Origin of the sequence: Vibrio sp. V23_P3S9T160, assembly GCF_963886625.1 — a bacterium.
In the GTDB taxonomy this organism is placed as follows: domain Bacteria; phylum Pseudomonadota; class Gammaproteobacteria; order Enterobacterales; family Vibrionaceae; genus Vibrio; species Vibrio anguillarum.
This window is the reverse complement of record NZ_CAWPDB010000137.1, coordinates 2,870-27,289: the sequence shown is the minus strand read 5'-3', so window position 1 is coordinate 27,289 and position 24,420 is coordinate 2,870. Positions and strand designations below refer to the sequence as shown.

General features: G+C 44.1%; 20 protein-coding genes and 1 pseudogene. 9 read left to right on the top strand and 12 right to left on the bottom strand.

The annotated features are described in order from the left end of the window. Nucleotides 1-9: 9 nt before the first annotated feature. Nucleotides 10-222, top strand: a complete 213-nt coding sequence (gene cspE, locus AACU59_RS11815; protein ID WP_010317961.1) for a transcription antiterminator/RNA stability regulator CspE — start codon at nt 10-12, stop codon at nt 220-222. 279 nt (nt 223-501) lie between these two features. Continuing rightward, entirely contained in the window at nt 502-711 is a 210-nt protein-coding gene (locus AACU59_RS11810; RefSeq protein ID WP_013856790.1) for a hypothetical protein, read from the top strand. Between the two features lie 50 nt (nt 712-761). Here the strand turns inward: AACU59_RS11810 and AACU59_RS11805 are convergent, their stop codons facing one another. Genes AACU59_RS11805 through AACU59_RS11795 form a run of 3 tightly spaced genes read right to left on the bottom strand, consistent with a single transcriptional unit; the run spans nt 762 to nt 3,986 of the window. Continuing rightward, the gene (locus AACU59_RS11805) at nt 762-1,235 is read right to left on the bottom strand and encodes a response regulator (protein ID WP_010317964.1); all 474 of its coding nucleotides are present in this window, start codon (nt 1,233-1,235) and stop codon (nt 762-764) included. Continuing rightward, nucleotides 1,222-2,559: an ATP-binding protein gene (locus AACU59_RS11800; RefSeq protein ID WP_094144803.1), complete on the bottom strand. Its 1,338-nt coding sequence runs from the start codon at nt 2,557-2,559 to the stop codon at nt 1,222-1,224. The genes AACU59_RS11805 and AACU59_RS11800 overlap by 14 nt, the downstream gene beginning before the upstream one ends. Nucleotides 2,560-2,567: 8 nt before the next feature. Next, a complete protein-coding gene (locus tag AACU59_RS11795; RefSeq protein ID WP_026028719.1) occupies nt 2,568-3,986 on the bottom strand; it encodes an SLC13 family permease in 1,419 nt (472 codons plus the stop codon). 404 nt (nt 3,987-4,390) lie between these two features. Here AACU59_RS11795 and AACU59_RS11790 point away from each other — a divergent pair, with 404 nt between their 5' ends. From AACU59_RS11790 to AACU59_RS11780, 3 genes are all read left to right on the top strand, one after another. After that, on the top strand, nt 4,391-6,022 hold the full coding sequence (locus tag AACU59_RS11790; protein ID WP_026027984.1) for a methyl-accepting chemotaxis protein: 1,632 nt from the start codon (nt 4,391-4,393) through the stop codon (nt 6,020-6,022). Between the two features lie 54 nt (nt 6,023-6,076). Next, complete coding sequence (gene alr, locus AACU59_RS11785) at nt 6,077-7,300, top strand: alanine racemase (protein ID WP_094144674.1); 1,224 nt, start codon at nt 6,077-6,079, stop codon at nt 7,298-7,300. A gap of 142 nt (nt 7,301-7,442) precedes the next feature. Then, nucleotides 7,443-8,297, top strand: coding sequence for an EamA family transporter (locus AACU59_RS11780; protein ID WP_094144675.1), 855 nt, complete (start codon nt 7,443-7,445; stop codon nt 8,295-8,297). A gap of 10 nt (nt 8,298-8,307) precedes the next feature. Here AACU59_RS11780 and AACU59_RS11775 read toward each other — a convergent pair whose 3' ends face one another. The 8 genes from AACU59_RS11775 to AACU59_RS11740 form a co-directional block, all read right to left on the bottom strand. After that, a complete protein-coding gene (locus AACU59_RS11775) occupies nt 8,308-9,294 on the bottom strand; it encodes a GGDEF domain-containing protein (RefSeq protein ID WP_094124803.1) in 987 nt (328 codons plus the stop codon). A gap of 141 nt (nt 9,295-9,435) precedes the next feature. Next, a complete protein-coding gene (locus AACU59_RS11770) occupies nt 9,436-9,909 on the bottom strand; it encodes a DUF2947 domain-containing protein (protein ID WP_161437645.1) in 474 nt (157 codons plus the stop codon). Nucleotides 9,910-9,974: 65 nt separating this feature from the next. Beyond that, nucleotides 9,975-10,556, bottom strand: coding sequence for a ribosomal protein S5-alanine N-acetyltransferase (rimJ, locus tag AACU59_RS11765; RefSeq protein WP_094145827.1), 582 nt, complete (start codon nt 10,554-10,556; stop codon nt 9,975-9,977). After that, nucleotides 10,553-12,097 carry a transcriptional regulator TyrR gene (tyrR, locus tag AACU59_RS11760; protein ID WP_017047584.1) on the bottom strand — a complete coding sequence of 515 codons (1,545 nt, stop codon included), beginning with the start codon at nt 12,095-12,097 and terminating at the stop codon, nt 10,553-10,555. Before tyrR ends, rimJ begins: the two co-directional genes overlap by 4 nt. A gap of 122 nt (nt 12,098-12,219) precedes the next feature. Beyond that, complete coding sequence (locus AACU59_RS11755; protein ID WP_094145828.1) at nt 12,220-13,245, bottom strand: YcjF family protein; 1,026 nt, start codon at nt 13,243-13,245, stop codon at nt 12,220-12,222. Beyond that, a complete protein-coding gene (locus AACU59_RS11750) occupies nt 13,242-14,621 on the bottom strand; it encodes a YcjX family protein (RefSeq protein ID WP_094145829.1) in 1,380 nt (459 codons plus the stop codon). Before AACU59_RS11750 ends, AACU59_RS11755 begins: the two co-directional genes overlap by 4 nt. Before the next feature lie 145 nt (nt 14,622-14,766). Then, nucleotides 14,767-14,952, bottom strand: coding sequence for a hypothetical protein (locus tag AACU59_RS11745; RefSeq protein ID WP_010320694.1), 186 nt, complete (start codon nt 14,950-14,952; stop codon nt 14,767-14,769). 104 nt (nt 14,953-15,056) lie between these two features. Further along, nucleotides 15,057-16,577 carry a fumarate hydratase gene (locus AACU59_RS11740; protein ID WP_010320695.1) on the bottom strand — a complete coding sequence of 507 codons (1,521 nt, stop codon included), beginning with the start codon at nt 16,575-16,577 and terminating at the stop codon, nt 15,057-15,059. 176 nt (nt 16,578-16,753) lie between these two features. Here AACU59_RS11740 and pabB point away from each other — a divergent pair, with 176 nt between their 5' ends. The 4 genes from pabB to AACU59_RS11720 all read left to right on the top strand — a co-directional run bounded on the left by pabB (nt 16,754) and on the right by AACU59_RS11720 (nt 21,856). Beyond that, the gene (pabB, locus tag AACU59_RS11735; protein ID WP_094145813.1) at nt 16,754-18,145 is read left to right on the top strand and encodes an aminodeoxychorismate synthase component I; all 1,392 of its coding nucleotides are present in this window, start codon (nt 16,754-16,756) and stop codon (nt 18,143-18,145) included. A gap of 65 nt (nt 18,146-18,210) precedes the next feature. Continuing rightward, nucleotides 18,211-18,840, top strand: coding sequence for a CoA pyrophosphatase (locus tag AACU59_RS11730; protein ID WP_017044764.1), 630 nt, complete (start codon nt 18,211-18,213; stop codon nt 18,838-18,840). Nucleotides 18,841-19,139: 299 nt separating this feature from the next. Beyond that, nucleotides 19,140-20,393, top strand: a complete 1,254-nt coding sequence (locus tag AACU59_RS11725; RefSeq protein WP_017047579.1) for an aromatic amino acid transport family protein — start codon at nt 19,140-19,142, stop codon at nt 20,391-20,393. Nucleotides 20,394-20,494: 101 nt separating this feature from the next. Then, nucleotides 20,495-21,856 carry an L-serine ammonia-lyase gene (locus AACU59_RS11720; protein ID WP_094145279.1) on the top strand — a complete coding sequence of 454 codons (1,362 nt, stop codon included), beginning with the start codon at nt 20,495-20,497 and terminating at the stop codon, nt 21,854-21,856. A gap of 104 nt (nt 21,857-21,960) precedes the next feature. Here AACU59_RS11720 and AACU59_RS11715 read toward each other — a convergent pair. Beyond that, nucleotides 21,961-24,312: pseudogene (locus AACU59_RS11715) on the bottom strand (M66 family metalloprotease); the annotation flags it as partial. Nucleotides 24,313-24,420: the final 108 nt, after the last annotated feature.

Here is a 24,420-nt window from a genome sequence, read left to right as displayed (position 1 = left end):
GGACATAACATGTCTAACACTACTACTGGCACTGTAAAATGGTTCAACGAAACTAAAGGTTTTGGTTTCATTTCTCAAAGCAACGGCGGTCCAGATGTATTCGTACACTTCCGCGCTATCGCTTCTGAAGGTTTCAAAACTTTAGCAGAAGGCCAAAAAGTATCTTTTGTTGTAGAACAAGGTGCTAAAGGTCCTCAAGCTGCTAACGTACGTGCTGAATAATTTCGCATGAATGTGTGAGCGTTGGCACCACGCCAGCGCTCTTATTTTTACCTAGATTATAAATTATAGTTATCAACGTTATCGCTCAAACTTCTGCTCCGTTCCCTCTGCTTATCCCGTTCGAACATTCAGCCATTTTTGCATAAACCGTTTTGACAATCCTATTTCTATCTATGTAATATTTTCATTTTTACAAAGGAGATCTACTATGTCTCGTACAACTGGTAGAAAGCGTTTTTGGTTTGCTAAATCTAAAGCAACACAAAAATTACGCTCACTATGAATATTCATTTTAATATTAAACATTGCTCTTGGAATGCGACTATTCATCAACTTAATAGTGACATATTGACACGTCATATATTAAGTCAGATAAATTGCAATTTAGACACTCTTCATCTCAATTTTATTTATGATGAAGAATCTTCTCAAGGACAAATATTGAATGCTGATGACAAGCTTATTGGCCATTTTAATATCATCGATTAATACCCAAACACTTTAATAGCCGCCGTTAAAGTTATTTGGGCATTATTCACTTATCTCAGTTTTGCTAGCACTATTTTCTGATCTAATTCGTTGTGATAGTCTTTATAATCTAAACCTACTTCAAAGATGAATTCTGTCACTAAAGTGCGAACACAATCTACCAGCTCTTTCGCATTCCATGGTTTCTCAAAATACCTATTTACACCTGCAGTGTTAATCGCATTGATCGTATCTGTGTGTGTTGCTTGCCCTGTTAACAGAATTTTCTTTGTTTTCTTAAATCTGGAATCTGCTGCGACCTCGGTTAATAATTCGACTCCTGTCTTTCCTGGCATCACATGATCTGACATCAGCAGCGCAATATGCTCACCTTGTTCGTCAAACTCATCCATTAGATCCAATACTTCATAAGCCGATTCACAATCTTCAATATTCAACCAAGAAGTGAGTGGTTGAAGATCTTGCAGTATCGCACTTAATACTTCCCTTTGATCATCGACACAAATGATATTAAGCTTCTCCATAATCGCTCTCCGTGGGTAATTTAATTCTAAATATTGTTCTTTCATTGTCACTTTTGAGTACGACATTTCCACCATACCCAGAAACAATGCGTTTCACTATTGATAACCCTAGTCCCAAACCAAACGACAACCCTCCTTTTTTGGTGGTGAAGCTTGGTTGGAATATTTTCCGTCTAGTGGCTTCGTTAATTTCAGGACCGTTATTAGCAATGGTTACCAATATACGTTGTTTACTTAATTTGGTTTGTATCTCTATCATTGGCTCTGCTATGTTAGCCATCGCATCACAGGCATTTTTGATGATGTTTACCCAAATTTGTACTAGCTCTGTCTGAGATCCTTTAAATAAGGGTAATGCAGCAGGCCTAATACGGACACTGACACGTCGTAAATCACTCTGTAATAGTGCCAATGCTCGATTGATCGTATCGTTAATATCGAACTCTTCATCTTGAGTAATTTCAGTTCGGCCCAGTTGTTTTACTGATTTAACAATGCCAACAGTATGTTTAGAGGCCAAACGTAAATCATGCAAGTCACGGCCCATTTGCCAATAACGGATAGCTAAATGTGGATTTTTCAGCCAGTGCGAAGATAAGTAGTCTTCTGGAACCGCTTTTGCTAAATCTCTTGCCACATTTTTAGGCAGGGCGTATTGCTTTTCGAAAAGAGCACCTCGCCTTCTAGCTTCGTTTGACGATACTTTCTGACCATACATCAAGCCAAAATCGAAAAAGAGGCTCGCTTCAGGATGAACCTCTTCGAGCAGCTCCATAAACAGTACTTCTAATCGCTCAGATTTGCTACTCACTACCCCGATGGCATTGTTCAATTCATGGGCAATGCCCGCCGCTAACTGGCCCAAGGTCGTCATTTGCTCAGCCGAATATAACCTTTCTAATGCTTTTTCTTTTGCCACTGATTCTTGAGTTGCGCGTCGTTGACGGCGGGATAATTCATTCACAATAACGGGGGTAAACTGGGCGGTTAAAGGTCCATATTGATCTTCTTCTAAGACGGCCGTAGTTCGGTCGATCCAGGCAAGCTCTACCGTAGATTCAGCCACCACTGTTGAAGAAGCTATCCATTCACCAGAAAAAAAACTGTGTACGCCAATAAAAGCACCTGCACCGGCTGAAAAAACTTTTATCGGTTTATCGCCTTTTTCGTTGTAATAGCCACTCAATTCTCCCGACCATACGAAATAGAGTCGATCATTATAGCCTTCTTGCTCAATGACAATACTTCCCGCAGGCAGTTTCACCATCCGTTCAGGATGGCGGAAATAACGATCAATGAGTGCAACAAGTCTTTTATCCGACATAATGCTACCTAACCGATATGACCAACCGCATGAAGTAACCAAACCATAACAAAACTGAGCAGCACCCCAATCACACCGAGGACAACCCCTACTTTAGCCATTTGGTTACTTTGAACGTGCCCGGTAGCATGCGCCAACGCATTAGGTGGTGTACTGATAGGTAATGACATACCAAGTGATGCAGCAAAGGTAACCACGAGAATCAACGTGATTTCTCCACCTAGTGGAGTAAGCGAAGTCATTGAAGCACCAAGCGCGGCCATAATCGGCATTAATAAGTTCGCGGTGGCGGTATGTGACATAAAATTGGCCATAATGAGACACAAAAATGCCGCACCAAATAAAACAACGTAAGGTGAATACTGTGCAAAAGGAATGCTGTTCACCACTAGTTGCGCTAACCCCGTTTTGTCTAATGCAAGTCCTAGCGCAATACCACCAGACACTAACCACAACACATCCCAAGAAATTTTCTTTAGATCTTCTTTGTTGATGATGCCAGTAAGAGAAAAGACAGCCACAGGTATCAGTGCAACAGTATAAGAGTTCATACCATGGGTTGAGCCCATCAACCAAAGAAGAATGGTCAGAGCAAAGGTGACATACACAATAATGGCTTTTGGTGTTTTTAAAAATTTACCTTTAATGGTCAATTCAATTTTTTGTTGCTCTGCTTTAAACATGGCGCTAATCAATACCCATGCGAGTGCCATCATTATGATCACAAACGGCACCCCAAAGGCCATCCATTCACCAAAGGTAATTAAATTTTCACCGACCAGATATTTCAATGCGATCGCATTGGGAGGAGTACCTATTGGTGTACCTATACCGCCAATATTAGCGGCGACCGGAATACACAAAGCAAAAGCAATTCGCCCTGGATCTTTTGGGCCAAACACTGCGATGACTGGTGTTAAGATCGAAAGCATCATCGCTGTTGTTGCGGTATTGGACATAAACATCGAGAAGATGCCAGTAATTAACATCAAGCCTAACATGACATACTTGGGGTTCTGGCCAAATGGTTTGAGCAGCACTCGTGCAAGGTTGACATCCAAGCGATACTTAGTGGCGGCCATGGCTAAGAAAAAGCCACCCAAAAACAACATAATAATTGGGCTGGCAAACGTCGCCATGATATCAGTATGTTTTAGCAAGCCACCAAAATGAGCTTCTCCCTCAGCAAGCCTCATAAACCAGATACCTTTATCCGATACCATTAGGAGCTCTAGCACGATCACGACTACCGATGTGGCATAGATTGGGATCGGTTCAAATACCCAACAAAGAGCGGCGAGCAAAAAGATGGCAATCACTCGCTGCTGTATTACGGTCATCCCTTCAAAAGGGAAAGCGGTCATAGGCAACAATAAAATAAGTAATGGAACTAAAATAGGGATGATAAATTTTAAGTAAGGACGCACCATATAAACTCTTCCTGAGTACTCATAGAAACGATAATTAAAGGTGTACTTGAATCTCGAACAACGTTGCCATTATGTTACAGTTACTCAGCAAAAAGTTTGGTGTTAGATCAATGAACAACGATTACCACTAAGGCAAATACTCAGAATGAGGGGTCGCTTGCAAATCCTCTCACCACGCTTAGGTGTTAAACCAATAATCAACCACCCTCACATCATTAAAATTAATCAATCGTTTTATCTTTGCACAATCAAACATCTGCTACTTTAATAGTATAGGTATCGTCAATTTATAGATAACATGATAATATCCGCGACCAATTAGGATATAGATCACATTGTCGGTAAATGGATGTTGTTCGCTCAAGCGACTTTTGACAAAAACAATCAAAGGTAACTCATTCATGTTTTTAAAAAATCTATCCATCAGACAGAAAATTGCAGGCTCATTTAGCCTCATCGCTTTAATCAACATCCTCTTCGCTTGGTTTTTATATAGCGAACTCCAAGAAGTCAAAAGTCAGTTGGTGAATTTTGCCGACGATACACTGCCTGCACTACAACACGTAGATTCAATGGGAGATAAACTCTCCTATTGGCGTCGTACGCAGTTTGCTTCCTTGCTCACCGATGATATAAACGAAGTGAAACAACGCCTAGTGACTAGCCGTCAATTACAACAAGAGGTTGATGCAGGTTTAAAACAGTATGGTAAAAGTGTTTGGCCAGGCGAAGAAGAGCAGACATTTAGAAAACTGATGAGTAACTGGGATAGTTATATAAACATTGTGACTCAGTTTAATCAGGCTTTAGAAAGCAATAATAAAAGCGATGCCCACAAACTACTGAATCAATCGCTTGAAACTTTCACGAAAATTGAAGCCGACATAAAAACGCTGATTGGCATCTTGCAAAAAGCAATGGATGGCAACAAAAGCTATATTCTTAAAGCAGTTGACACACTGAACACTTCATCAAGTATCAGTAATGTTTCCATTATCGTCGTCATGGTCATTATCACCCTCTTCTTGACTCGCATAATTTGTGGACCTTTACGATTAGTTGTTGACCAAGCAAACGCGATTGCAGAAGGTAACTTAGCAAAACAGATCGATCGTAATGCTATTGGCAATGACGAATTAGGTGAACTTGCCGATGCCTCACAAAAGATGCAGAACAATTTACGTCAACTGATCGAAGAGATCATCTCCGCTGTAACACAACTGAGTAGTGCTGTGGAAGAGATGAGTCAAATCTCCAATATCTCAGCTCAAGGTATGAAAGAGCAGCAATATCAGATCACACAAGTCGCAACAGCGATGACGCAAATGAAAGCCGCAGTGGCCGATGTAGCACGCAACACGGAAGACTCAGCATCACAAGCAAGTAGTGCCAACACTAAAGCCAAAGAGGGTGCGACAGACAATGCCGCGATGGTGAGCTCCATTCAACAAGTGGCTACAATTATTGGTCAGGCTGGCGAAACCGTTGCAAATTTAGAACAACAATCTACACAAATTAACGTGGTACTTGACGTTATTCGTAACATCGCTGAGCAAACAAACCTATTGGCACTGAACGCTGCGATTGAAGCAGCCCGCGCCGGTGAATCTGGCCGAGGCTTTGCTGTTGTTGCAGATGAAGTGCGCACCCTTGCGGGAAGAACTCAAGCTTCAACTGGCGAAATCACAACCATTATTGAAAAATTACAAACCATGGCAGGCGAAGCAAAAGAAGCAACCGAACGTTCGCGCGTCAGCATTGACTCTTGCGTCGTTCAAGGAACTCACTCGCAGCAATTGATGGTTTCAATTGAAAACTCAGTAGCTCAAATTGCGGATATGGGAACACAAATCGCCAGCGCTTGTAGTGAACAAGATTCCGTTGCCGATGAACTAAGCCGCAACATTGAAAATATCCATACGGCTTCACAAGAAGTCGCGCAGGGTTCAGAACAAACGGCGCAAGCTTGCCACGAACTCAGTCAATTATCGGTCACATTGCAAGACGCAATGGGGCGTTTCAAACTTAACTAAAATAGAGTTAGCCCCTAACGGGGCTTTCTTGTTTTTACTTACCTAGGAGATAGAATGAATTTCAAAGCCTCTTTTCTTACACTGTCAATTGCCATGGCTTTACCCTCTTTTTCAGCGACTTCTGCACCTTTAAGCCTTAACGTCAGTGAGCCTTCTATACAAGAAATTCAGCAATCCAATACTTGGCTTGAGATCGATCTTGGCCAATTCAAACAAAATATTGAGCAGTTTAAGAGCCACATCAACAGCCAAACTAAAATTTGCGCCGTGATGAAGGCAGATGCTTACGGCAACGGTATTCGCGGTTTAATGCCAACTATTCTCGCGCAAGGGATCCCTTGTATCGCAATTACCAGTAATGCAGAGGCTAGAGCCGTACGTGAGAGCGGGTTTAAAGGCCAGTTGATGCGTGTTCGCTCTGCGAGTATTGATGAAATCGCACAAAGTGTCGAGTTAGATATCGAAGAGCTCATCGGTAGCAAAATGCAAGCTGAGCAACTCGCTCAGCTAAGCCAGCAAAAAGGTAAAACGATAAGAGTACATTTGGCATTAAATGATGGCGGTATGGGACGCAATGGTATCGATATGTCAACCGATGCAGGAAAACAAGAATCGATTGCGATTGCTACCCAAAGCGACATACAAATTGTTGGGATCATGACGCATTTCCCCAATTACAATCCAGATGAAATCCGCAGCAAGTTGGCCAGTTTTAATACTAATTCAGCTTGGTTGATTCAGCAAGCAAACCTAAAACGCGATGAGCTGATTTTGCATGTTGCCAACTCCTACACTGCTCTCAATGTACCGGAAGCACAACTTGATATGGTACGTCCTGGCGGCGTCCTATATGGCGACTTACCAACTAACCCGGAATATCCGTCAATCGTCTCATTCAAAACACGTATTGCGTCATTGCATCATCTTCCTAAAGGAAGCACTGTTGGCTATGACAGTACATACCGCGTAACCAAAGAGAGTGTTTTGGCAAATCTGCCTGTTGGCTATTCAGATGGTTACCCAAGAAAAATGGGCAATCGCGGTGACGTATTGATTAACGGTCAACGAGCAAAGGTGGTTGGAGTAACTTCAATGAACACCACATTGGTTGACGTAACCGATGTGAAAGGCGTCCTTCCTAATCAGGAAGCCACCTTGTTTGGCGCGCAAAAGCAAGGCCGAATCACTGTCAGTGAGCTGGAAGAAAATGCAGAGCTCATATTCCCTGAACTGTATACGATTTGGGGAACGGCAAACCCTCGTTTCTACATCCACTAAGCCAAGCCCACTTATTTATCTTTTGGTCCGTGAGTGTTTTGCACTCACGGTATCCCCTTTTAATTCACCGCTCGTTGTTCCTATTAACCCCTTTATTTTTCAGGCATAATCGGCCCGTTCCTTTTATTTCATATGGATGCGCATGCGACCGATTAAATCCCCTATATTCTTGGCTGTGTTAACTCTACTCTTGGCCATGACCACCATTCAATCTGGCGCGTCACTAGCCAAGCAGCTATTTCCTATTGTTGGTCCAGGTGGAACAATTGCACTGCGCGTTGGTCTCTCTGCATTAATACTGTTAATGATTTTTCGCCCATGGCAGTTACGACTTTCTCTTTCACAATGGCGCTCAATGATCATTTACGGAGCAAGCCTAGGTGGAATGCAACTGATGTTCTATTTTGCTATTGAACGAATTCCTCTTGGCATTGGGGTTGCGTTGGAGTTTTCTGGGCCATTACTCATTGCATTTCTCTCATCTAAACGCAAAAAAGATCTGATTTGGGTTGCGCTTGCTATTCTGGGCATTGTTTTTTTATTGCCCGATCTAACGGGTGTCGATTCACTTGATCCGATTGGCGTTGCACTGGCTTTAGCGGCTGGCGGATGCTGGGCAGCCTACATATGGTTTGGTCAAAGGGCGGGGAGTGTCGGTTCTGGAGGCGCAACCGTTGCGATAGGGATGACAATTGCGGCCCTGTTTGCGTTTCCAATCGGCGTTGTATTATCAGAGGCGTCTATTTTTACGTGGTCAATACTGCCTATGGCGTTATCTGTCGCGATTCTTTCAAGCGCGGTACCTTATTGCCTAGAAATGTCGGCTTTAAAGCGTTTGTCTACACAACACTTTAGTGTGTTAATGAGCTTAGAGCCCGCCATCGCCGCATTAGCTGGATTAATTATTCTTCAAGAACAATTAAGCTTAACGCAATGGATCGCCATTACGATGATCATCACGGCCTCAATGGGTAGCACGCTATCGGCGAAGAAATAAGGTGAACAGTTCAAAATAGTTCGGCACTACTGTCCCCCTCTTCATTTGCAATGAATACACCGTTACGCAACAGATCTTCATAACATTGTACTTGATTGCGACCGTGGTTTTTGGCGAAATAGAGTGCTTTGTCTGCTCTATCTAAAATCGTTGAGAGATATTCTCTTGGCGAGATAGAGCAGAGACCAATGCTAAGCGTGATATGTTGAACCTGAGGAAAACGAAACTGCTCGATGTGCTGTCTAAACCTCTCGGTTCTGTTTAACACGACCTCATATTCACTGGCAGGAAAAATAATGACGAATTCTTCTCCACCAAACCGAAACAGTTGTTCTTGATTAAGAAAAAAATTCTGCATTTGCTGAGCCACCAAGAGCAAAACTTCATCGCCAATCAGATGGCCAAAATTATCATTGATCCGTTTAAAATGGTCGAGATCAATGATGGCAACCCAAGGCATCACTGAGCCTACTGTCGTCGTTTCAGGAAGCACATCAAAGCTAAGGCGCAACCTATCCTCTAACGTCCTTCGATTCAGCAACCCTGTCAGCTTGTCACGCTCATTTTCATGCAATAATAAAACGTAATTTTGGTAAATTTTAACAAAGCCTTCAATGAGCATTCGATATTGTTTGGGCGGAACTTTTAGAATCAGAGACAACCTAGCAGAAAAACTATCGTTGATAGCAATAGGGTAAATGCAATGGTATCCGTTTGTACCTAAATCTTCTATTTTGGGCTCGATATCAGAATGGTTATGTTCATAACTTGGAACCGTCTCGCCCTCATATTCCCAGTTAATCTCAAATTTTCCAGGTATACGGCTACAGATAGTAGCTTTTGCAATGACATAGGAATGAGGTCCAATGTAATGTTCTAAGCAGGCCGACTTCAGAGGCAACATCTCGACTAGAGCGCTGATGACACAATAACCCAATGACACCGCATTTTTCTGCCCCGTAATTTCAACAACAGATTGGAGAATTTTATCGTCCATGCGCCCTCCCGAACATCTCTTATGATCAGTATAGGAAAGAATGGGTAGCGTGATGTTATAAAGTTTGTATCAATTAAATAACTCTCGAGTACTGTAGAACGAATAAAAAGCAGCCTAAGCTGCTTTTTATTCGTTTATTCGTTACTTTCTATTACCCAATTTGACTTTGCCATTTGAACCAAACCATAACGCTTGAGCACGGCGACGCCCCAATAAGATTGGTCCATCATCGTAAAATAAGAAATTTTTCCAGTATTTTTTAAAAGCCGACCATTGGGTTTCGATAATATTGTACTTTTCATAACAAAAATAAACGGTCACGTCATTTTGCCAATCAATATGGGCCAAAATATCAACGGGTAATGATTCATCGTCACTTTCCCATTCTTTCATCCAACTGATTTCATTGATCCAACTGCCTGCTTTGCGAGGCCAATCTTGAGAACTTAACCTCTCTGAATCTGGGCTTTGAGCACTGATATTTTCCAGCCAAAACTGAGCTGCTCGGGCTTGAGACATGGGTTTAATATGCACCAGATCTTGCTCAGGAACTGGCATTGATTGGTGAGTGAAAATCCATTTTCTTTGGTATTGATCCAAAGGCAAATACGACATTGAATTTCCTTAATGTTTTAGCTGACTTGTGAATATAGCCGCTTTACTTTTAAAACGATAACCCATTAGCTTGGGCGCCAATCAGCATTAACCAATGCTGTTAGGTTGTGATCTTCCCATTGGCCATCAATGAGCAAATAATTTTTAGCGTGACCTTCGGTCTGAAAGCCCATTTTCATCAACACCGCTTCACTGCGTTTGTTGATTGGCATATAACCAGCCATGATACGGTGTAGGTTTTGTACCTTAAACATGTAGTGGCACGCCATTTTTAATGCACGGCCCATGATGCCTTTACCTTGTGCATTCTTCGCTAACGAATAGCCGAGATTACAAGCATAAAATGGAAAGCGCGAGAGGTTACTAAACGAAATGGTGCCAAGCATGTCACCACTGTTAATATCGATGATGAGCAAATAATAGCCTAATTGCATTTTATGCAGCTCACCGAGTTTAATCAGTCGCTGTGCCCAACCGTGAGCCTCAAAAAACGCAGCTTCTCGCTTAGGTTCCCAAGGCCGTAAATGTTCACGATTACTCGTAAAATAGGCGGCGATCATCTCCGCATCTTCAAGTTTTGCGGTTCGCACTAAAATATCATTGTCCACTTCATACACTTGGGACAAGGTGCTGCATGACTGCATCAATTTTTCCTAATTCCGTAGTCGCGTAGCTTATTGGCGATAGAGGTGTGTGATACGTTTAAACGCTTGGCCAACTTACGGCTTGAAGGGAAAGACTGATATAAACGTTCCAAAATTTGAGATTCATACTCTTTCATAATGTCATCTAATGAGCCATCAAGATTGACATGGGTATTGCCAGTATGAACGGTTTCAAGCTGCGGCAGATGGAAGAGATCCACTGTTAACTGATTATCAGACATCTCCGTTAGCGCCCTGAGCACCATGTTGTCCAACTGTCGTACGTTACCTGGCCATTGGTAATGAGAGAGCTGATCCGCCAAATCTTCCGCTAGTAGTGGTTTGGCCATACCCATTTTCTTAATGTGTTTCGCCACAAATAGTTCAAGCAATGGCTGAATGTCGTTAGACCGCTCACGCAAAGTAGGAATACGGAGAGTTAACACATTCAGACGATAAAAAAGATCTTCACGAAATGCGCCTGATTCGGCTAAATCTGCCAACTTGTGGCGCGTCGAGGCAATCACACGAACATTAACATGAACTTCATGCTCCTCACCAACGCGGCGGAATGTACCATCTTGCAAGAAGCGCAGTAGTTTAATTTGTAAATGAGGACTCATCTCCCCGATTTCATCGAGAAAAACAGTGCCGCCATTCGCCTGTTCAAAAATACCTTTATGGCCTTGTTGATGATTAAATGACCCTGGCGCATGACCAAACAACTCCGTTTCCGCAACATCATCCGGCATTGAAGCACAACTCAGAACTAAGAAAGGAAAGGAGGCACGGTGAGAGCGATTATGACAAGCCTTGGCCAACATCTCTTTACCCGTTCCGGTTTCGCCTTCTATAAGCAAAGGTTGATCAAGCATTGACAGCTTCTTAGCTTGGCTAATGAGCGCTTTATGGCGGTTAGACACTCCGACAAAATGTTCAAAACCAAGGTTATTGTGTAAGGGCAAAGCATCATCGACGACGCCGCTAGGGCTTTTAGAACGAATCATCATCATGGTACTTGCCAAGGTGGATTCTTTCGACTCACCCGTAATATAAACAGGCATCATCTCCATCAGATAATCGAGACCATCGTGCACGATCTCCTCACGTTGTCGTGCTTTGTTGCCTTCAAGCCAGCGTGATAGGTTAAAGAAAGGTAATAATGCAGAAATGGGCTGCCCTATCACCTCTTTCTCTGTTTTGTTAAACAGCGATAACGCTGAATAGTTTGCCATATCAACAAACCCTTTCAGATCAATCGCCAGCACCGCATCAGGCACGTTGTTGAGTAATGAAATTAACTCGGTGTTATGCCGTTCCATGGGCATGAATTGAATTTTCCGAACATCTTTTACGCCAGAAATTCGGCGAATTTCAGCCATCAATTCACTGAATGTTTCAAAATCAATGTCAGGGCAGTTGAGGTAAATAATGCCGATGACATCGATTTCAATCCCACGCAAATCAATGTTTCTCGATGCAAGAATATCAAGCAGTTCTCGGGTTAGGCCGAGTCTATCTTCACAAGAGACTTCAAGACGCACTTAAAAATCCTAATAAAAAGTGTCAGGAAAAGTTGACAGTAGTTTCTATCAAGCCTTGTATGGCGTCAAGTTATCTCATGTTTTGAGGTTCACATTCGGGCATATTATTTGATAAATGTTGCTTATTTCACCGTAAGCGCGGCGATTCTTGCGACGATCTGTTTGCGAATCGCCCCTAATTTTACTTTTCTGTCTGGCTGCCATGTCATCGGCCTGAGCAGTGCCATGGCTTTCAAACCAAGACGAGCGGTCAATATTCCCACTCCTAAACCTTGCCCTGCCCGCGCGGATACTTTTCCGGCTAAATCCATAGAAAGGAGATCCATACTGGCGTCGATGGCGAGTTCGCTGGCACCTGCCGCTGCCATATTAACCAATACGGACTTAAATAAAGAGAGACGAGACCAGTAACCCAATGGCACTCCATACAGTTTTGCCAGTTGATCAATCATAGTAAAATTACGCCATGCCACTAACAACATATCTGCGATGGCTAAAGGGCTAATTGCCACTAGTGCTGCCGCTTCTGTTGAATATTGTGAGACGATTTTGGTTGCTTGTTTATCTTGTTCACTCACCACCATAGCATCGTACATATCGAGTATTTCAGCATCGCTGTGTGAAGCATTAACGCTGTTTAACCAACGATCATAGGCTGGGCTTTCGGTTTTTATGCCACTTTGTTTAGCTAGAGCTTGGCAGAACGCGAGCCCATGACCAACGCTGTCGGTTTGCATAAGCTGTTCGCTTTGCTCTTGAATACTAAAATGATGGCGAAGTGCTCGTAACTTCCACAGCTCTTTGATTAAGGTACTTAAGCCTAACGATGCCAAACCAGCAATAAATCCCGCCCAGCCCAATGCTAACCAGTCCGCTGATTGAATCGCCGTGATAACTGAATCGATAGCTTGCCAACCGATTAAACCTGCAAAGCTTATAACGAATGCCGCAGCTCGCCATTTCCGACCTTGTGGTGGACGAATGATTTGCTCCAACTCTTTTTCCGCAGCACTCTCTTCATTGCTGATCGGCATTGGAATGAAGGCTTCATTATTTTGAAACTGCTGTTGAGCCGTAAGCTCTGGCGTACTCTTCTGTTGTGGTTCTAATCTTTGATTAAAGATTTGCTTGGTTTTTAAATCACTCATTTCAGCTTATCTCCAATTAAATATTCCAACGCTTTATCTAAACGGATATGAGGGCAAGGTTCATCACAGCTAAATGCTCTTGGTTTAAAACTGGTGAATTCAAACCCTTGATGGTGCCAATACTCTTTGTTAGGTAACTTTTTCGGCACATCGCCGGGAAAAATGGTCAAGGTTTCGCCATCGAGAGTCACACCTTGTAAGGCTGGAATGGTGCGCTCACCGCTATCAATAAAACCCGCTTGTGTGGCCTGTATCGATGCCATACTGATGCAACTCATCTCAATATTCTCATAGGCGGCGCTTTGCCAAGCAGGATGAACCATCTGCTGCAGTAACGACACCAAATTCGGGTGTTGTTCAGGAGTGACATGATCCGCTTTGGTTGCGGCAAACAGCACTTTGTCTATCTTGGGTGCAAACAGACGCTTGAGTAAACCATTACGACCATAACGAAAGCTATGCATAATCTGTTCAAGCGCACGACGCATATCCAAAAAGGAGCCGTAGCCATCATTGAGTGGAGATAAGCAATCGACTAACACAATCTGCCGATCAAACGTGGCAAAATAATTTTTGTAAAAAGCTTTCACAACCTTGTTTTGGTATTCTTCATAGCGTGCTTTTAACATGCTGTAATTACTATTGGGAGCCGGCTTGTCTTCACCGTACGGATTACGGCATGGGAAAAATTGCAGAACAGGCGCACCTTCTAGCTCTCCCGGCAACACAAAACGCCCCGGTTGAACCCAATGCAAACCGGCATTTTTACACGCGTGCAAATACTCCGTAAACAGCATCGACAATGAAGCAAGCTTTTGCTCATTGGCGTCTTGCGTTACATCAAGTTTAGCTAACCCCTCAAGCCACGGCTCGGCTAATGAGGAACGCAGTTCACTTAGCGCTGAAAACTGCTGTTCTGACCACTGTTCATAGGTCATTTCGAGCAGAGGCAGATCCAACAGCCATTCACCCGGATAGTCGATGATATCGAGATAAAGTGTGGCCGTGTGACCAAATAATTTTTTACTGCGCTTTTTAGGTTTGTATTTGATCGCTAGGCGAATTTCGCTGACGTCACGAGTGGGTACAGGCCAATGTGGCGGTTCGCTGTGTAACTGTGACATCGCTTCATCGTAAGCAAAGCGTGGAACCATTAAGTTAGTTTGAGGGACACGTTTTGCACCCACAATGCGTCGGTCACGCGTTGCGGAAAATAGCGGTAAATTATCATGGGTAGAGGTGTGCAGTAATTGGTTCACTAAGGAGGTAATAAAAGCCGTTTTCCCCGCTCGCGATAACCCTGTGACAGCAATTCGAACGTGCGAATCTAATCCACGGTTAATTAAATCAGTCATTTCTCGACGAATGTGCTGCATTTACTCACTCCACTTCATTTGATGACGCTATTTTATGTGTATTCATCTTAATCGGAGATGAACAAAAAGCCCCTGACGAGAATCAGAGGCTTAGGCTTCTTTGGCCAAAAAATTCGCTGTTCTATGTTGAGCCGCTCACATCGGATCAATCATCTTCTATTAATTTATAAATCACAAACAATGCAGCCTCAAGCATCACCCATAACACGCAGGTGATTGTGACGTACTTATCATCGAAGATGCTGATGCCATGTAGAATAAGGTCATAGCCGAGGAAAACCCCAACCACAATAGCGATAATAATTTGTAATATTTTAATAAAACGAGGCATCTACCCTCCTAAGTTTTGCAAATGAGCATTTCAATTATCTATTGATTTATAGACGATAACTGCAGCCTAAGCTGCAGTTATCGTGAGAACGCGATGAGATCAGATTAAGCTTTCTTTTGAGCTTCGGCAATCTTCACTTTCCATGTGTCTGGGCCTATTTGGTGAGCATTCGCGCCACGCGAGTCCACCGCAACCGTGACTGGCATATCTTCAACTTCGAATTCATAAATGGCTTCCATACCTAAATCTTCGAATGCCACCACGCGTGCTTTCTTAATCGCTTTCGCCACTAAGTAAGCCGCGCCACCCACCGCCATCAAGTAGACCGCTTTGTGGTTTTTGATTGACTCCACCGTCGCAGGTCCACGCTCTGCTTTGCCTATCATCCCCATAATGCCCGTTTCATCAAGCATCATGTCGGTAAATTTGTCCATACGTGTCGATGTGGTCGGGCCTGCTGGACCAACAACTTCATCACCCACCGCATCAACGGGGCCAACGTAATAGATAAATTTACCTTTTAGATCGACGCCTTTAGGTAGCCCTTCGCCATTTTGCAACATCGCTTGGAGGCGCTTATGAGCAGCATCACGGCCCGTTAAAATCTTACCGGAAAGAAGCAGTGTTTCACCGGTTTTCCACTCTTGAACCTCTTCTTTAGTGACCGCATCAAGGTTAACTCGCCGCGCGCTTGCCCCTGCATCCCACACAATTTGTGGCCAATCTTCTAGCTTTGGTGGTGTAAGTTCAGCAGGGCCCGTACCATCTAGCGTAAAGTGAACATGGCGGGTCGCCGCGCAGTTGGGGATCATACAAACAGGTTTAGACGCGGCGTGAGTCGGCGCTGTTTTGATTTTTACATCCACAACGGTGGTTAAGCCACCAAGCCCTTGCGCACCAATGCCTAAACGATTCACGCGGTTAAAAATATCTAAACGCAGTTCTTCTTCCGCATTTTGTGGACCACGATCAATCAGTTCTTGAATATCGATATGCTCCATCAGTGATTCTTTAGCAAGCACAGCCGCCTTTTCCGCGGTGCCGCCAATACCAATGCCGAGCATACCAGGAGGACACCAACCCGCCCCCATCAAGGGTACGGTTTTTTCTACCCATTCAGCAATATCATCGGAAGGATTGAGCATTACCATCTTGGTTTTGTTCTCACTGCCGCCGCCTTTGGCTGCGATTTGAATGTCGACTTTATTTCCTGGCACCATATTGATATGAACGACAGCAGGCGTATTGTCTTTGGTATTAATACGCTTACCAGCAGGATCCATTAATATAGAAGCGCGCAATGGGTTATCTGGATTGGTGTACGCTTGACGAACTCCTTCATCAATCATTTCTTGCACCGTGAGATCAGACTCCCATTGCACATTCATACCAATGTTAACAAAACAGGTTACGATGCCGGTATCTTGGCAAATGGGTCGATGCCCTTCTGCTGACATGCGCGAGTTGATGAGAATTTGTGCGATCGCATCTTTCGCAGCTTGACTCTCTTCTCGGTGATAAGCCTTTTCTAGCGCTTGAATGAAGTCCAGAGGGTGGTAGTAAGAGATATATTGAAGAGCGTCAGCGACACTGCTGATCACATCCTGCTTGCGAATTACCGTCATTGCGTGCCTCGTTATTGTTATGCTTCCCTTGACTGTTGCGTGTTCCTCATTCAATAAGCGGTAAGCTTCTCAGCAAAAAATCAACTTATTGATGTGATTCAATCAAGTAGCAGCTTTTAATTTGCATTTTATGATACTCTTGCTTTACTCAACACGCCATGCAGTGATCGGTCTCTTTGTCACAAATTACGCAAATGAACAACAACGAATTCAATCATATCCAAGTTAACGCACTGACTTACCATGTCGATCTCGCTCACCAATTGTTTTCTAAAATCGAAGACTGCCCGTGGGCTATGCTGTTGCGCTCCGCCTCTAAGACGCATATCGATAGCCGTTTTGATATTTTAGTCGCTGAACCACTGGTCACCTTAGTGACACAAGGGGATAAAACGACGGTATGCGAACCGCAGTCTCGTTATGATTCTCAGGTAGACCCATTCCAACTGCTCAAACAGTTGCAGCAGCAGTATTTGCCCGATGTTCAAAGCGATATGGACCTTCCTTTCGTGGGCGGTGCACTCGGTTATTTTGCCTATGACTTAGGACGGCAGATAGAACGAATTCCAACGCTCGCTGAGCACGATCTATCCACACCTGATATGGCGATTGGTCTCTATCAATGGGCTGTGGTCGTTGATCATTTGCACCAAGCCGCCTATGTGGTGGGCAATCATATTGATGAGGCATGGCAATGGCTCAACACTCAGAACCCCAAAAACAACGGCCATTTTGCTTTACGCTCTGATTGGCAATCCAACATGAGTAAAGAGAGCTACCAACGGAAATTTGAGCAAATCCAGCACTATTTGCTCAGTGGTGATTGTTATCAAATCAACCTTGCACAGCGTTTTCAAGCGCATTATGAAGGCAGTGAATGGCAAGCTTATCAAAAACTGGAAGCGTTTAATTGCGCACCATTTTCGGCTTTTATTCGCTTAGAGAAGTCAGCGATTTTGAGTGTCTCTCCCGAACGTTTTATGCAGGTCAAACACAACATTATCGAAACTAAGCCGATAAAAGGCACCCGACCAAGAAGCGATAACCCCAGCATTGACGCCGCTAACGCGGCAGACCTTGCTTGCGCAGAAAAAGATCAAGCAGAAAACTTGATGATCGTTGACCTATTACGAAACGATGTTGGCCGTGTGGCAAAACCGGGGTCTGTACATGTGCCTAAGCTGTTCGATATTGAAAGTTTTCCTGCCGTGCATCACCTTGTGAGTACCATTCGCGCAGAACTTGATTCTGCCTATTGCGCGGCCGATCTATTAAGAGCCAGCTTCCCCGGAGGTTCAATTACTGGCGCACCAAAAGTACGTGCAATGGGAATTATTGAGGAGTTAGAGCCTCACCGCCGTAGCGCTTACTGTGGCAGCATCGCCTATATTAGCCGCCACGGGACAATGGACAGCAGTATTACTATCCGAACTTTGGTGGCAGAGAAGCAACAACTGCACGTTTGGGCTGGTGGCGGTATTGTTGCCGATAGTCAGTGTGAGCTTGAATATCAGGAGACACTGGATAAACTGAGCCGCATCTTACCTGTGCTCGAACAACCTCGTTAACCTTTCCAAGGTTTATTGAACTAGGCTAAAAAGAGGTAGACGCAAAATCCGAATAGGTAACGAAAATGAAGAGAAACAGCGTACAGACTGCGACCCCCTTGACAAAAGATCGGCTTATCCAGCGCTTTCAGTTGCAACAACCTGTGCCTTATCATGAAGAATCTATCCGTCGTGTGGCACACCTTGCTCCTCAAACCCTACGCAAGGCTTCAGTGTTAATTGGTTTTGTTGAGCGGAAGAATGGTTTAAATGTGGTATTAACCAAAAGAGCTGCGCACCTTAAACATCATCCGGGACAAATCAGTTTTCCTGGCGGGAAATATGAGGAAGTCGATGGCTCACTGCAGATCACTGCGCTTCGTGAAGTAAGAGAAGAAATTGGAATTCTAGCAAACGACATCACTATTTTTGGGCAACTGCCTGAATTGGTTACCGTCAGTAAATTTGTAGTGACGCCCTTTCTTGCTTTTATCAACCCCAATTACAAGGCCATTATTGATACCAATGAAGTGGACGAAATATTTGAAGTTCCCGCCCACCATCTGTTTGATCGAAACAAACTCTATAGCGAATTATTTCAAGTAAAAAATCAACGACATCGCGTTTTCGCCATCCCTTATCAACATCATTTTATTTGGGGGATGACAGCGCAGATCATTCATGTTTTGCAAAAACAAGTTATTCAACCTCATTAATATTCAAACTATTCAACCATAAGTTTAAATAACACGGATGATTATTTTTCCTTATCCCGCCCAAAAGCAAACGTTTGGCATGAATAAATGTTAATCGAAGCATTATATTGATAACTTTTACTAATCCAAATCATTAACATTACTCACATGTAGCACGCCATTTTCGTGATCAAAAATGGGTTTTTGACATATCATTCAATAAGCCAGAACGTTACATGATTTAGATCTAGTTTTCGAATGAGAAAATTATGCAAAATGCGCTCGACTTATTTCCTGTTCCCAAAAATGAGTAATACAATATGAACACAACAACTTCGTCGGCATCTGCCGTACAATCCTCTAGCAAGTGGACTTATAAAGATTTCACTTGGTGTCTTTCACTTTTTGGTACAGCCGTTGGTGCCGGTGTACTTTTCCTTCCAATTAAAGCTGGTGCGGGTGGTTTTTGGCCATTAGTAATGTTAGCCCTAATTGCGGCGCCAATGACTTGGTTCGCACATAAAGGCTTAGCTCGCTTTGTTCTTTCTTCAAAAAATGTTGATTCTGATATTACTGACACAGTAGAAGAGCATTTTGGTAAAACTGGCGCAAACCTTATTACGTTCGCATACTTTTTCGCCATCTACCCTATCGTTCTTATCTACGGCGTTGGTATCACAAACACCGTTGATTCCTTCCTTGTTAACCAAGTTGGTATGGAATCGATTCCTCGTTGGTTACTTTCTGGTGCGCTGATTGTGGCAATGACGGCTGGCGTAGTATTTGGTAAAGAGCTGATGCTAAAAGCAACGTCTGCCATGGTGTATCCATTGGTTTTCATTTTATTAGCACTTTCTTTCTACCTTATTCCAGAGTGGAACACCTCTATGATTGAAGTCGCACCTGATTGGTCTGCGATGCCAACCATCGTTTGGCTTGCAATTCCTATCATTGTGTTTTCATTCAACCACAGCCCAATCATTAGCCAGTTCTCTAAAGAGCAACGCCTACAACATGGTGACAACGCGGTTAAGAAAACCGATATGATCACTGGTGGCTCGGCCATGATGCTGATGGGTTTTGTGATGTTCTTCGTGTTTTCTGTTGTGCTGTCTCTGTCGCCAGAGCAACTCGCGTTAGCAAAAGAGCAAAACATTTCTGTGCTTTCTTACCTAGCAAACATCCATGAATCACCAATCATCTCTTACATGGGTCCTCTTGTTGCCTTTGCAGCGATTACCTCTAGCTACTTTGGTCACTTTTTAGGGGCACATGAAGGCCTAGTTGGTTTGATTAAATCTCGCTCAAATAGCTCAGTAAGCAAGATTGAAAAAATGTCACTGATCTTCATCGTGTTGACAACTTGGATCGTAACGATTGTAAACCCAAGCATCCTAGGCATGATTGAAACCATGGGCGCACCGATGATTGCTGGCATCTTGTTCCTGCTGCCTGTATTTGCAATGCACAAGATCCCTGCAATGGCTAAGTTCAAGACTTCAGCACCAGTACAGATTTTCACAACTATCTGTGGTCTTGCTGCTATTACTTCTGTAATCTACGGCGCTCTTTAATCTGGTGGTTATATCAACCGTCATGAATACTGCATACAGAACATAACTATAATAATGAGCCTCCCTCTTAGCTAGGGGGGCTTACTTTTGAGGTAATCGATATGATTAGTGTATTTGATATCTATAAAATCGGTGTTGGTCCTTCAAGCTCACACACAGTGGGACCAATGAAAGCGGGTAAAGAGTTTATTGATGATTTACGTTCAATGGGAAAATTGCGCGACATCACTAAAATCACCGTGGACGTTTATGGTTCATTATCACTGACAGGGAAAGGTCACCACACAGATATCGCTATCATCATGGGTCTTGCTGGTAATACCCCTGAGAAAGTTGATATTGATGCTATTCCAGGCTTTATCGCACGCGTTGAAGAAACCGAGCGTCTTCCCGTTGGTATGCACTGTCATACCGTATCGTTTTCTAAAGAAGGTGGAATGAATTTCCACAAAACGAATTTGTCCTTGCACGAAAACGGCATGCAGATCCACGCGTGGATCGATGATGAAGTCGTTTACTCAAAAACCTACTACTCTATCGGCGGTGGTTTTATCGTTGACGAAGAGAACTTTGGTAAAGAAAAAGAGAACCCAATTAAAGTTCCTTATGTCTTCACTAGCGCTGACGAGATGATGAACCAATGTAAAGAGAGTGGTCTTTCCATCAGTACGCTGGTTATGGCTAACGAAAAAGCACTGCATTCTGATGAAGAAGTTCGTACTTACTTTGCCAATATTTGGAAAACCATGCGCGAATGTATGGACCGCGGTATGAATACTGAAGGTATCTTACCAGGGCCTCTTCGTGTTCCACGCCGAGCAGCAGCACTTCGTCAACAGTTAATGACCTCAGAAAAAACCACTAATGATCCAATGGCGGTCGTTGACTGGGTAAACATGTACGCTTTTGCAGTGAACGAAGAAAATGCCGCGGGTGGGCGTGTAGTGACGGCACCTACTAATGGCGCATGCGGTATTATTCCTGCAGTGTTAGCCTATTACGATAAATTCATTCAGACCGTTACTGAAAAAGACTATATCCGTTACTTTGCTGCCTCTGGAGCTATCGGTGGGCTTTACAAACGTAACGCTTCTATTTCTGGTGCGGAAGTGGGTTGTCAAGGTGAAGTAGGTGTTGCCTGTTCGATGGCAGCCGCGGGCCTTGCAGAACTGATGGGTGGAAGCCCTGAACAAGTTTGCATGGCCGCTGAAATTGCGATGGAACATAACTTGGGCTTAACCTGTGACCCTGTCGCGGGACAAGTACAAGTGCCTTGTATCGAGCGCAATGGTATTGCTGCAGTGAAAGCGATCAACGCAACGCGTATGGCGCTACGCCGCTCATCGGCACCTCGTGTTTCGCTTGATAAAGTGATCGAAACTATGCTTGAGACAGGTAAAGATATGAACGCCAAATATCGTGAAACGTCCCAAGGTGGTTTAGCGATTAAAGTCGTTTGCTAACGAGCACCTATCTATTTAAAAACCTCGTTCATTAAAACTTAACGCCACTCGCTTAACAGCGAGTGGCGCATTTTACGACTTTACCTCACGATCCAGTGAGGAACTTAAAACTGACCGAGATATTCCCAGCTACTGTTGGTTGGATTGGGATCGGTTGGGTAAGGGAAATAACCGTACTTAGTCACTTTCAAGCGGTAGTAATGATAGCCGCTACGGAAAGCGTATTGATAAATATCGTTCACTTGACCACGCTGGCCATCACTGCCCCACACGCCCATCGCATCTTGTTGATACCACTCCAGTAACGAACGTTCAAAGCTTGCTAAATCACGATTTAATTCCGCAAGATAAGCTTGAATGGTGCTGTCGCTGCCAAGATAAACCCAATCTAGGTTTGACTCTCCGAGCATCGGGAAAGCTTCCCCCTCTCCTGGGCGTTTTTGGATAAAGTAATGGTTTTCACCATCGATTTGCCCAACAAACACCGCATTTTGCGCATTATCCCAAGTGGTTGAGGTACGCTCATCCCATGTCAATAAGCGAGATACACCAAAGTAGCTTTGTACACGCGCTTCAATGCTCACACCAGTCGCTCTATTGAGCTTGATTGGGTTGAAAGCAAAATTCACATAGCGATCTGCAGAACCGAGGTATTTCCAACCTTGATTACTGGTTTGATCGGCCGGGAATGCGCCAGCATCTACCATATGCATTACAAAGTAATCACGCATACCCGTTTCTGGGTTCGGGTAGACATACAATGCCCCCGCTCGGCGCTCCGCTTTCGTCACGCCATTGTTTAGAACGCCACGCCCATAGTGTTCGGCCACAAAAGCATCAAACTCAGCGATCGTCGCAAAATCCGTGTTCAGCAGAGTTTCATTCTGCGCGAAGGTTGGTGTCATATCGACCACTTGGCTGTAACCGTACTCTTGGCCAATGATGATTGGGCCTTTGAGCTTATCCAGCGGCGGGTTCTGATCTGGCGTCATTCGAGTCAGTTCTGTTTCACCACCGCGATCCGAACAATGCAAACTCACTTGAGTTGGTACTCCATTCTCCATCGATAAGTTAACGTGGAACTTGTTACTTTCATTGCCAGCGTGGCGAGAGGCACTTAATCGAACTTATTCGTGGATCCCATCTGCAAATTTAACATCCAACTGACACTGGCCCTGAACCTGGTAAGTAGGACGCAACACTTCATCGCCACGAATGGCATAGCGCCACGTTTGGCCATTTTTATGCATCACACCTGCGATCTGTTCACATTGGTTACCGACGACAAATCCAGCTCCATCGTGATCATTTCCAGACTTATTGAGTGTACATAGGCTCACTTCACCGACATCGACCGTCGATGTGTAAGTCACCGCTCCGCGGCCATACTTGGAAAGCAGTTCATACTCGCCTTGCGCAGAGGTCATGTTCACGTTGATGTTCCATGTCACATCGCGTCCAACAGAACAACGGTCGGTGCTGGGTTCAACCCCACCGACAAACTGCGATCTATCGCCATTGGTCGCTTGGAAAGTAAACTTACACAAACGTTGCTGCTCACCATCTATGCGTAATGTTTGCCAAATATCGCTATCGAGCTGTGCCTGAGTCAGGTTCGCCACCGCTTGCCAACCTTCCAACTGATAATCCCCTTGCTCTGGCTGTGGCAGCTCAAACACGTTGCCATAATTCGAGTAAATCAGAGGATAGATTTGGCTAGGGTTCTCATTCTGCGGATCGTAAATCCCCAATAAAGTAACTACGGGTACGCCCACTTGCTGCGGTTTCGGTGTATCGGTTTCTACCGCTTTATAACGTTGGGTACTCTGATCCCACTGCACATAACCGCTTGGGCTGTTGCTATCAAGGTTAAAACCGTTGTTCATCCAACGCTGTGCTTTGCGTGACTGAGCCGGATGCTCCAAGGTAAAGCGGCTGATGGTGCCAACGTACTCTTGTTCACCGCCATTTTGCGCATCACGCAGGAAACGGAACGCATCTTTAAACGGTGGCACAATATCGTCACCTTGCTGTTGGGTGTAAACGTCGCCTTTCCAGTGCAGGTTACCGATAAAGCGTTGCTGGAACGCATCCCAACCCCAGCCAGATTCCATATCGTGAATCGAGGCCATGAACGGATAATGACCCAAACCGAAGTTGTGCCCCAGTTCATGGGACCATTCATTGCCGGTAGTATTTTGCAGGGTTACTTTACCGCCACCGCCACTGCCGCCATGAACCACAACTTGAGCTAAATCTGTACCTTCTTTGGTATACACCCCGACGTTGGTGTGTGTGGTAATGTGGTTGTAGCGGCGGTTGTTTTTTTGCGGATAAACCCCCCTAATCACAATACCCACGGTTGGGGTGTTTACACCTGTAGAGAACAACGCTTTTCCCACCGCCTTCCGCATATTTCCGCTGTTCCCACCACCCCTGCCCCCCCTCTTTTCTGTTTTCAACCCTTCTCTTTTTCACATCTCCCCGCCCCCTCTTTGTAAAAAAAAAAAAAAATCCTTCTTCTTCCTTCCCCCCACCAACAAGTAATAACATTGTATGATCCA

Coding starts and splice junctions, on each gene's coding strand:
- AACU59_RS11800 (WP_094144803.1), bottom strand. CDS start 2,559: ATGTCGGATAAAAGACTTGTTGCACTCATTGATCGTTATTTCCGCCAT.
- AACU59_RS11730 (WP_017044764.1), top strand. CDS start 18,211: ATGAAGAGAAACAGCGTACAGACTGCGACCCCCTTGACAAAAGATCGG.
- AACU59_RS11745 (WP_010320694.1), bottom strand. CDS start 14,952: ATGCCTCGTTTTATTAAAATATTACAAATTATTATCGCTATTGTGGTT.
- AACU59_RS11725 (WP_017047579.1), top strand. CDS start 19,140: ATGAACACAACAACTTCGTCGGCATCTGCCGTACAATCCTCTAGCAAG.
- AACU59_RS11740 (WP_010320695.1), bottom strand. CDS start 16,577: ATGACGGTAATTCGCAAGCAGGATGTGATCAGCAGTGTCGCTGACGCT.
- AACU59_RS11780 (WP_094144675.1), top strand. CDS start 7,443: ATGCGACCGATTAAATCCCCTATATTCTTGGCTGTGTTAACTCTACTC.
- cspE (WP_010317961.1), top strand. CDS start 10: ATGTCTAACACTACTACTGGCACTGTAAAATGGTTCAACGAAACTAAA.
- AACU59_RS11720 (WP_094145279.1), top strand. CDS start 20,495: ATGATTAGTGTATTTGATATCTATAAAATCGGTGTTGGTCCTTCAAGC.
- AACU59_RS11750 (WP_094145829.1), bottom strand. CDS start 14,621: ATGCAGCACATTCGTCGAGAAATGACTGATTTAATTAACCGTGGATTA.
- AACU59_RS11810 (WP_013856790.1), top strand. CDS start 502: ATGAATATTCATTTTAATATTAAACATTGCTCTTGGAATGCGACTATT.
- AACU59_RS11790 (WP_026027984.1), top strand. CDS start 4,391: ATGTTTTTAAAAAATCTATCCATCAGACAGAAAATTGCAGGCTCATTT.
- alr (WP_094144674.1), top strand. CDS start 6,077: ATGAATTTCAAAGCCTCTTTTCTTACACTGTCAATTGCCATGGCTTTA.
- AACU59_RS11770 (WP_161437645.1), bottom strand. CDS start 9,909: ATGTCGTATTTGCCTTTGGATCAATACCAAAGAAAATGGATTTTCACT.
- AACU59_RS11755 (WP_094145828.1), bottom strand. CDS start 13,245: ATGAGTGATTTAAAAACCAAGCAAATCTTTAATCAAAGATTAGAACCA.
- AACU59_RS11775 (WP_094124803.1), bottom strand. CDS start 9,294: ATGGACGATAAAATTCTCCAATCTGTTGTTGAAATTACGGGGCAGAAA.
- AACU59_RS11805 (WP_010317964.1), bottom strand. CDS start 1,235: ATGGAGAAGCTTAATATCATTTGTGTCGATGATCAAAGGGAAGTATTA.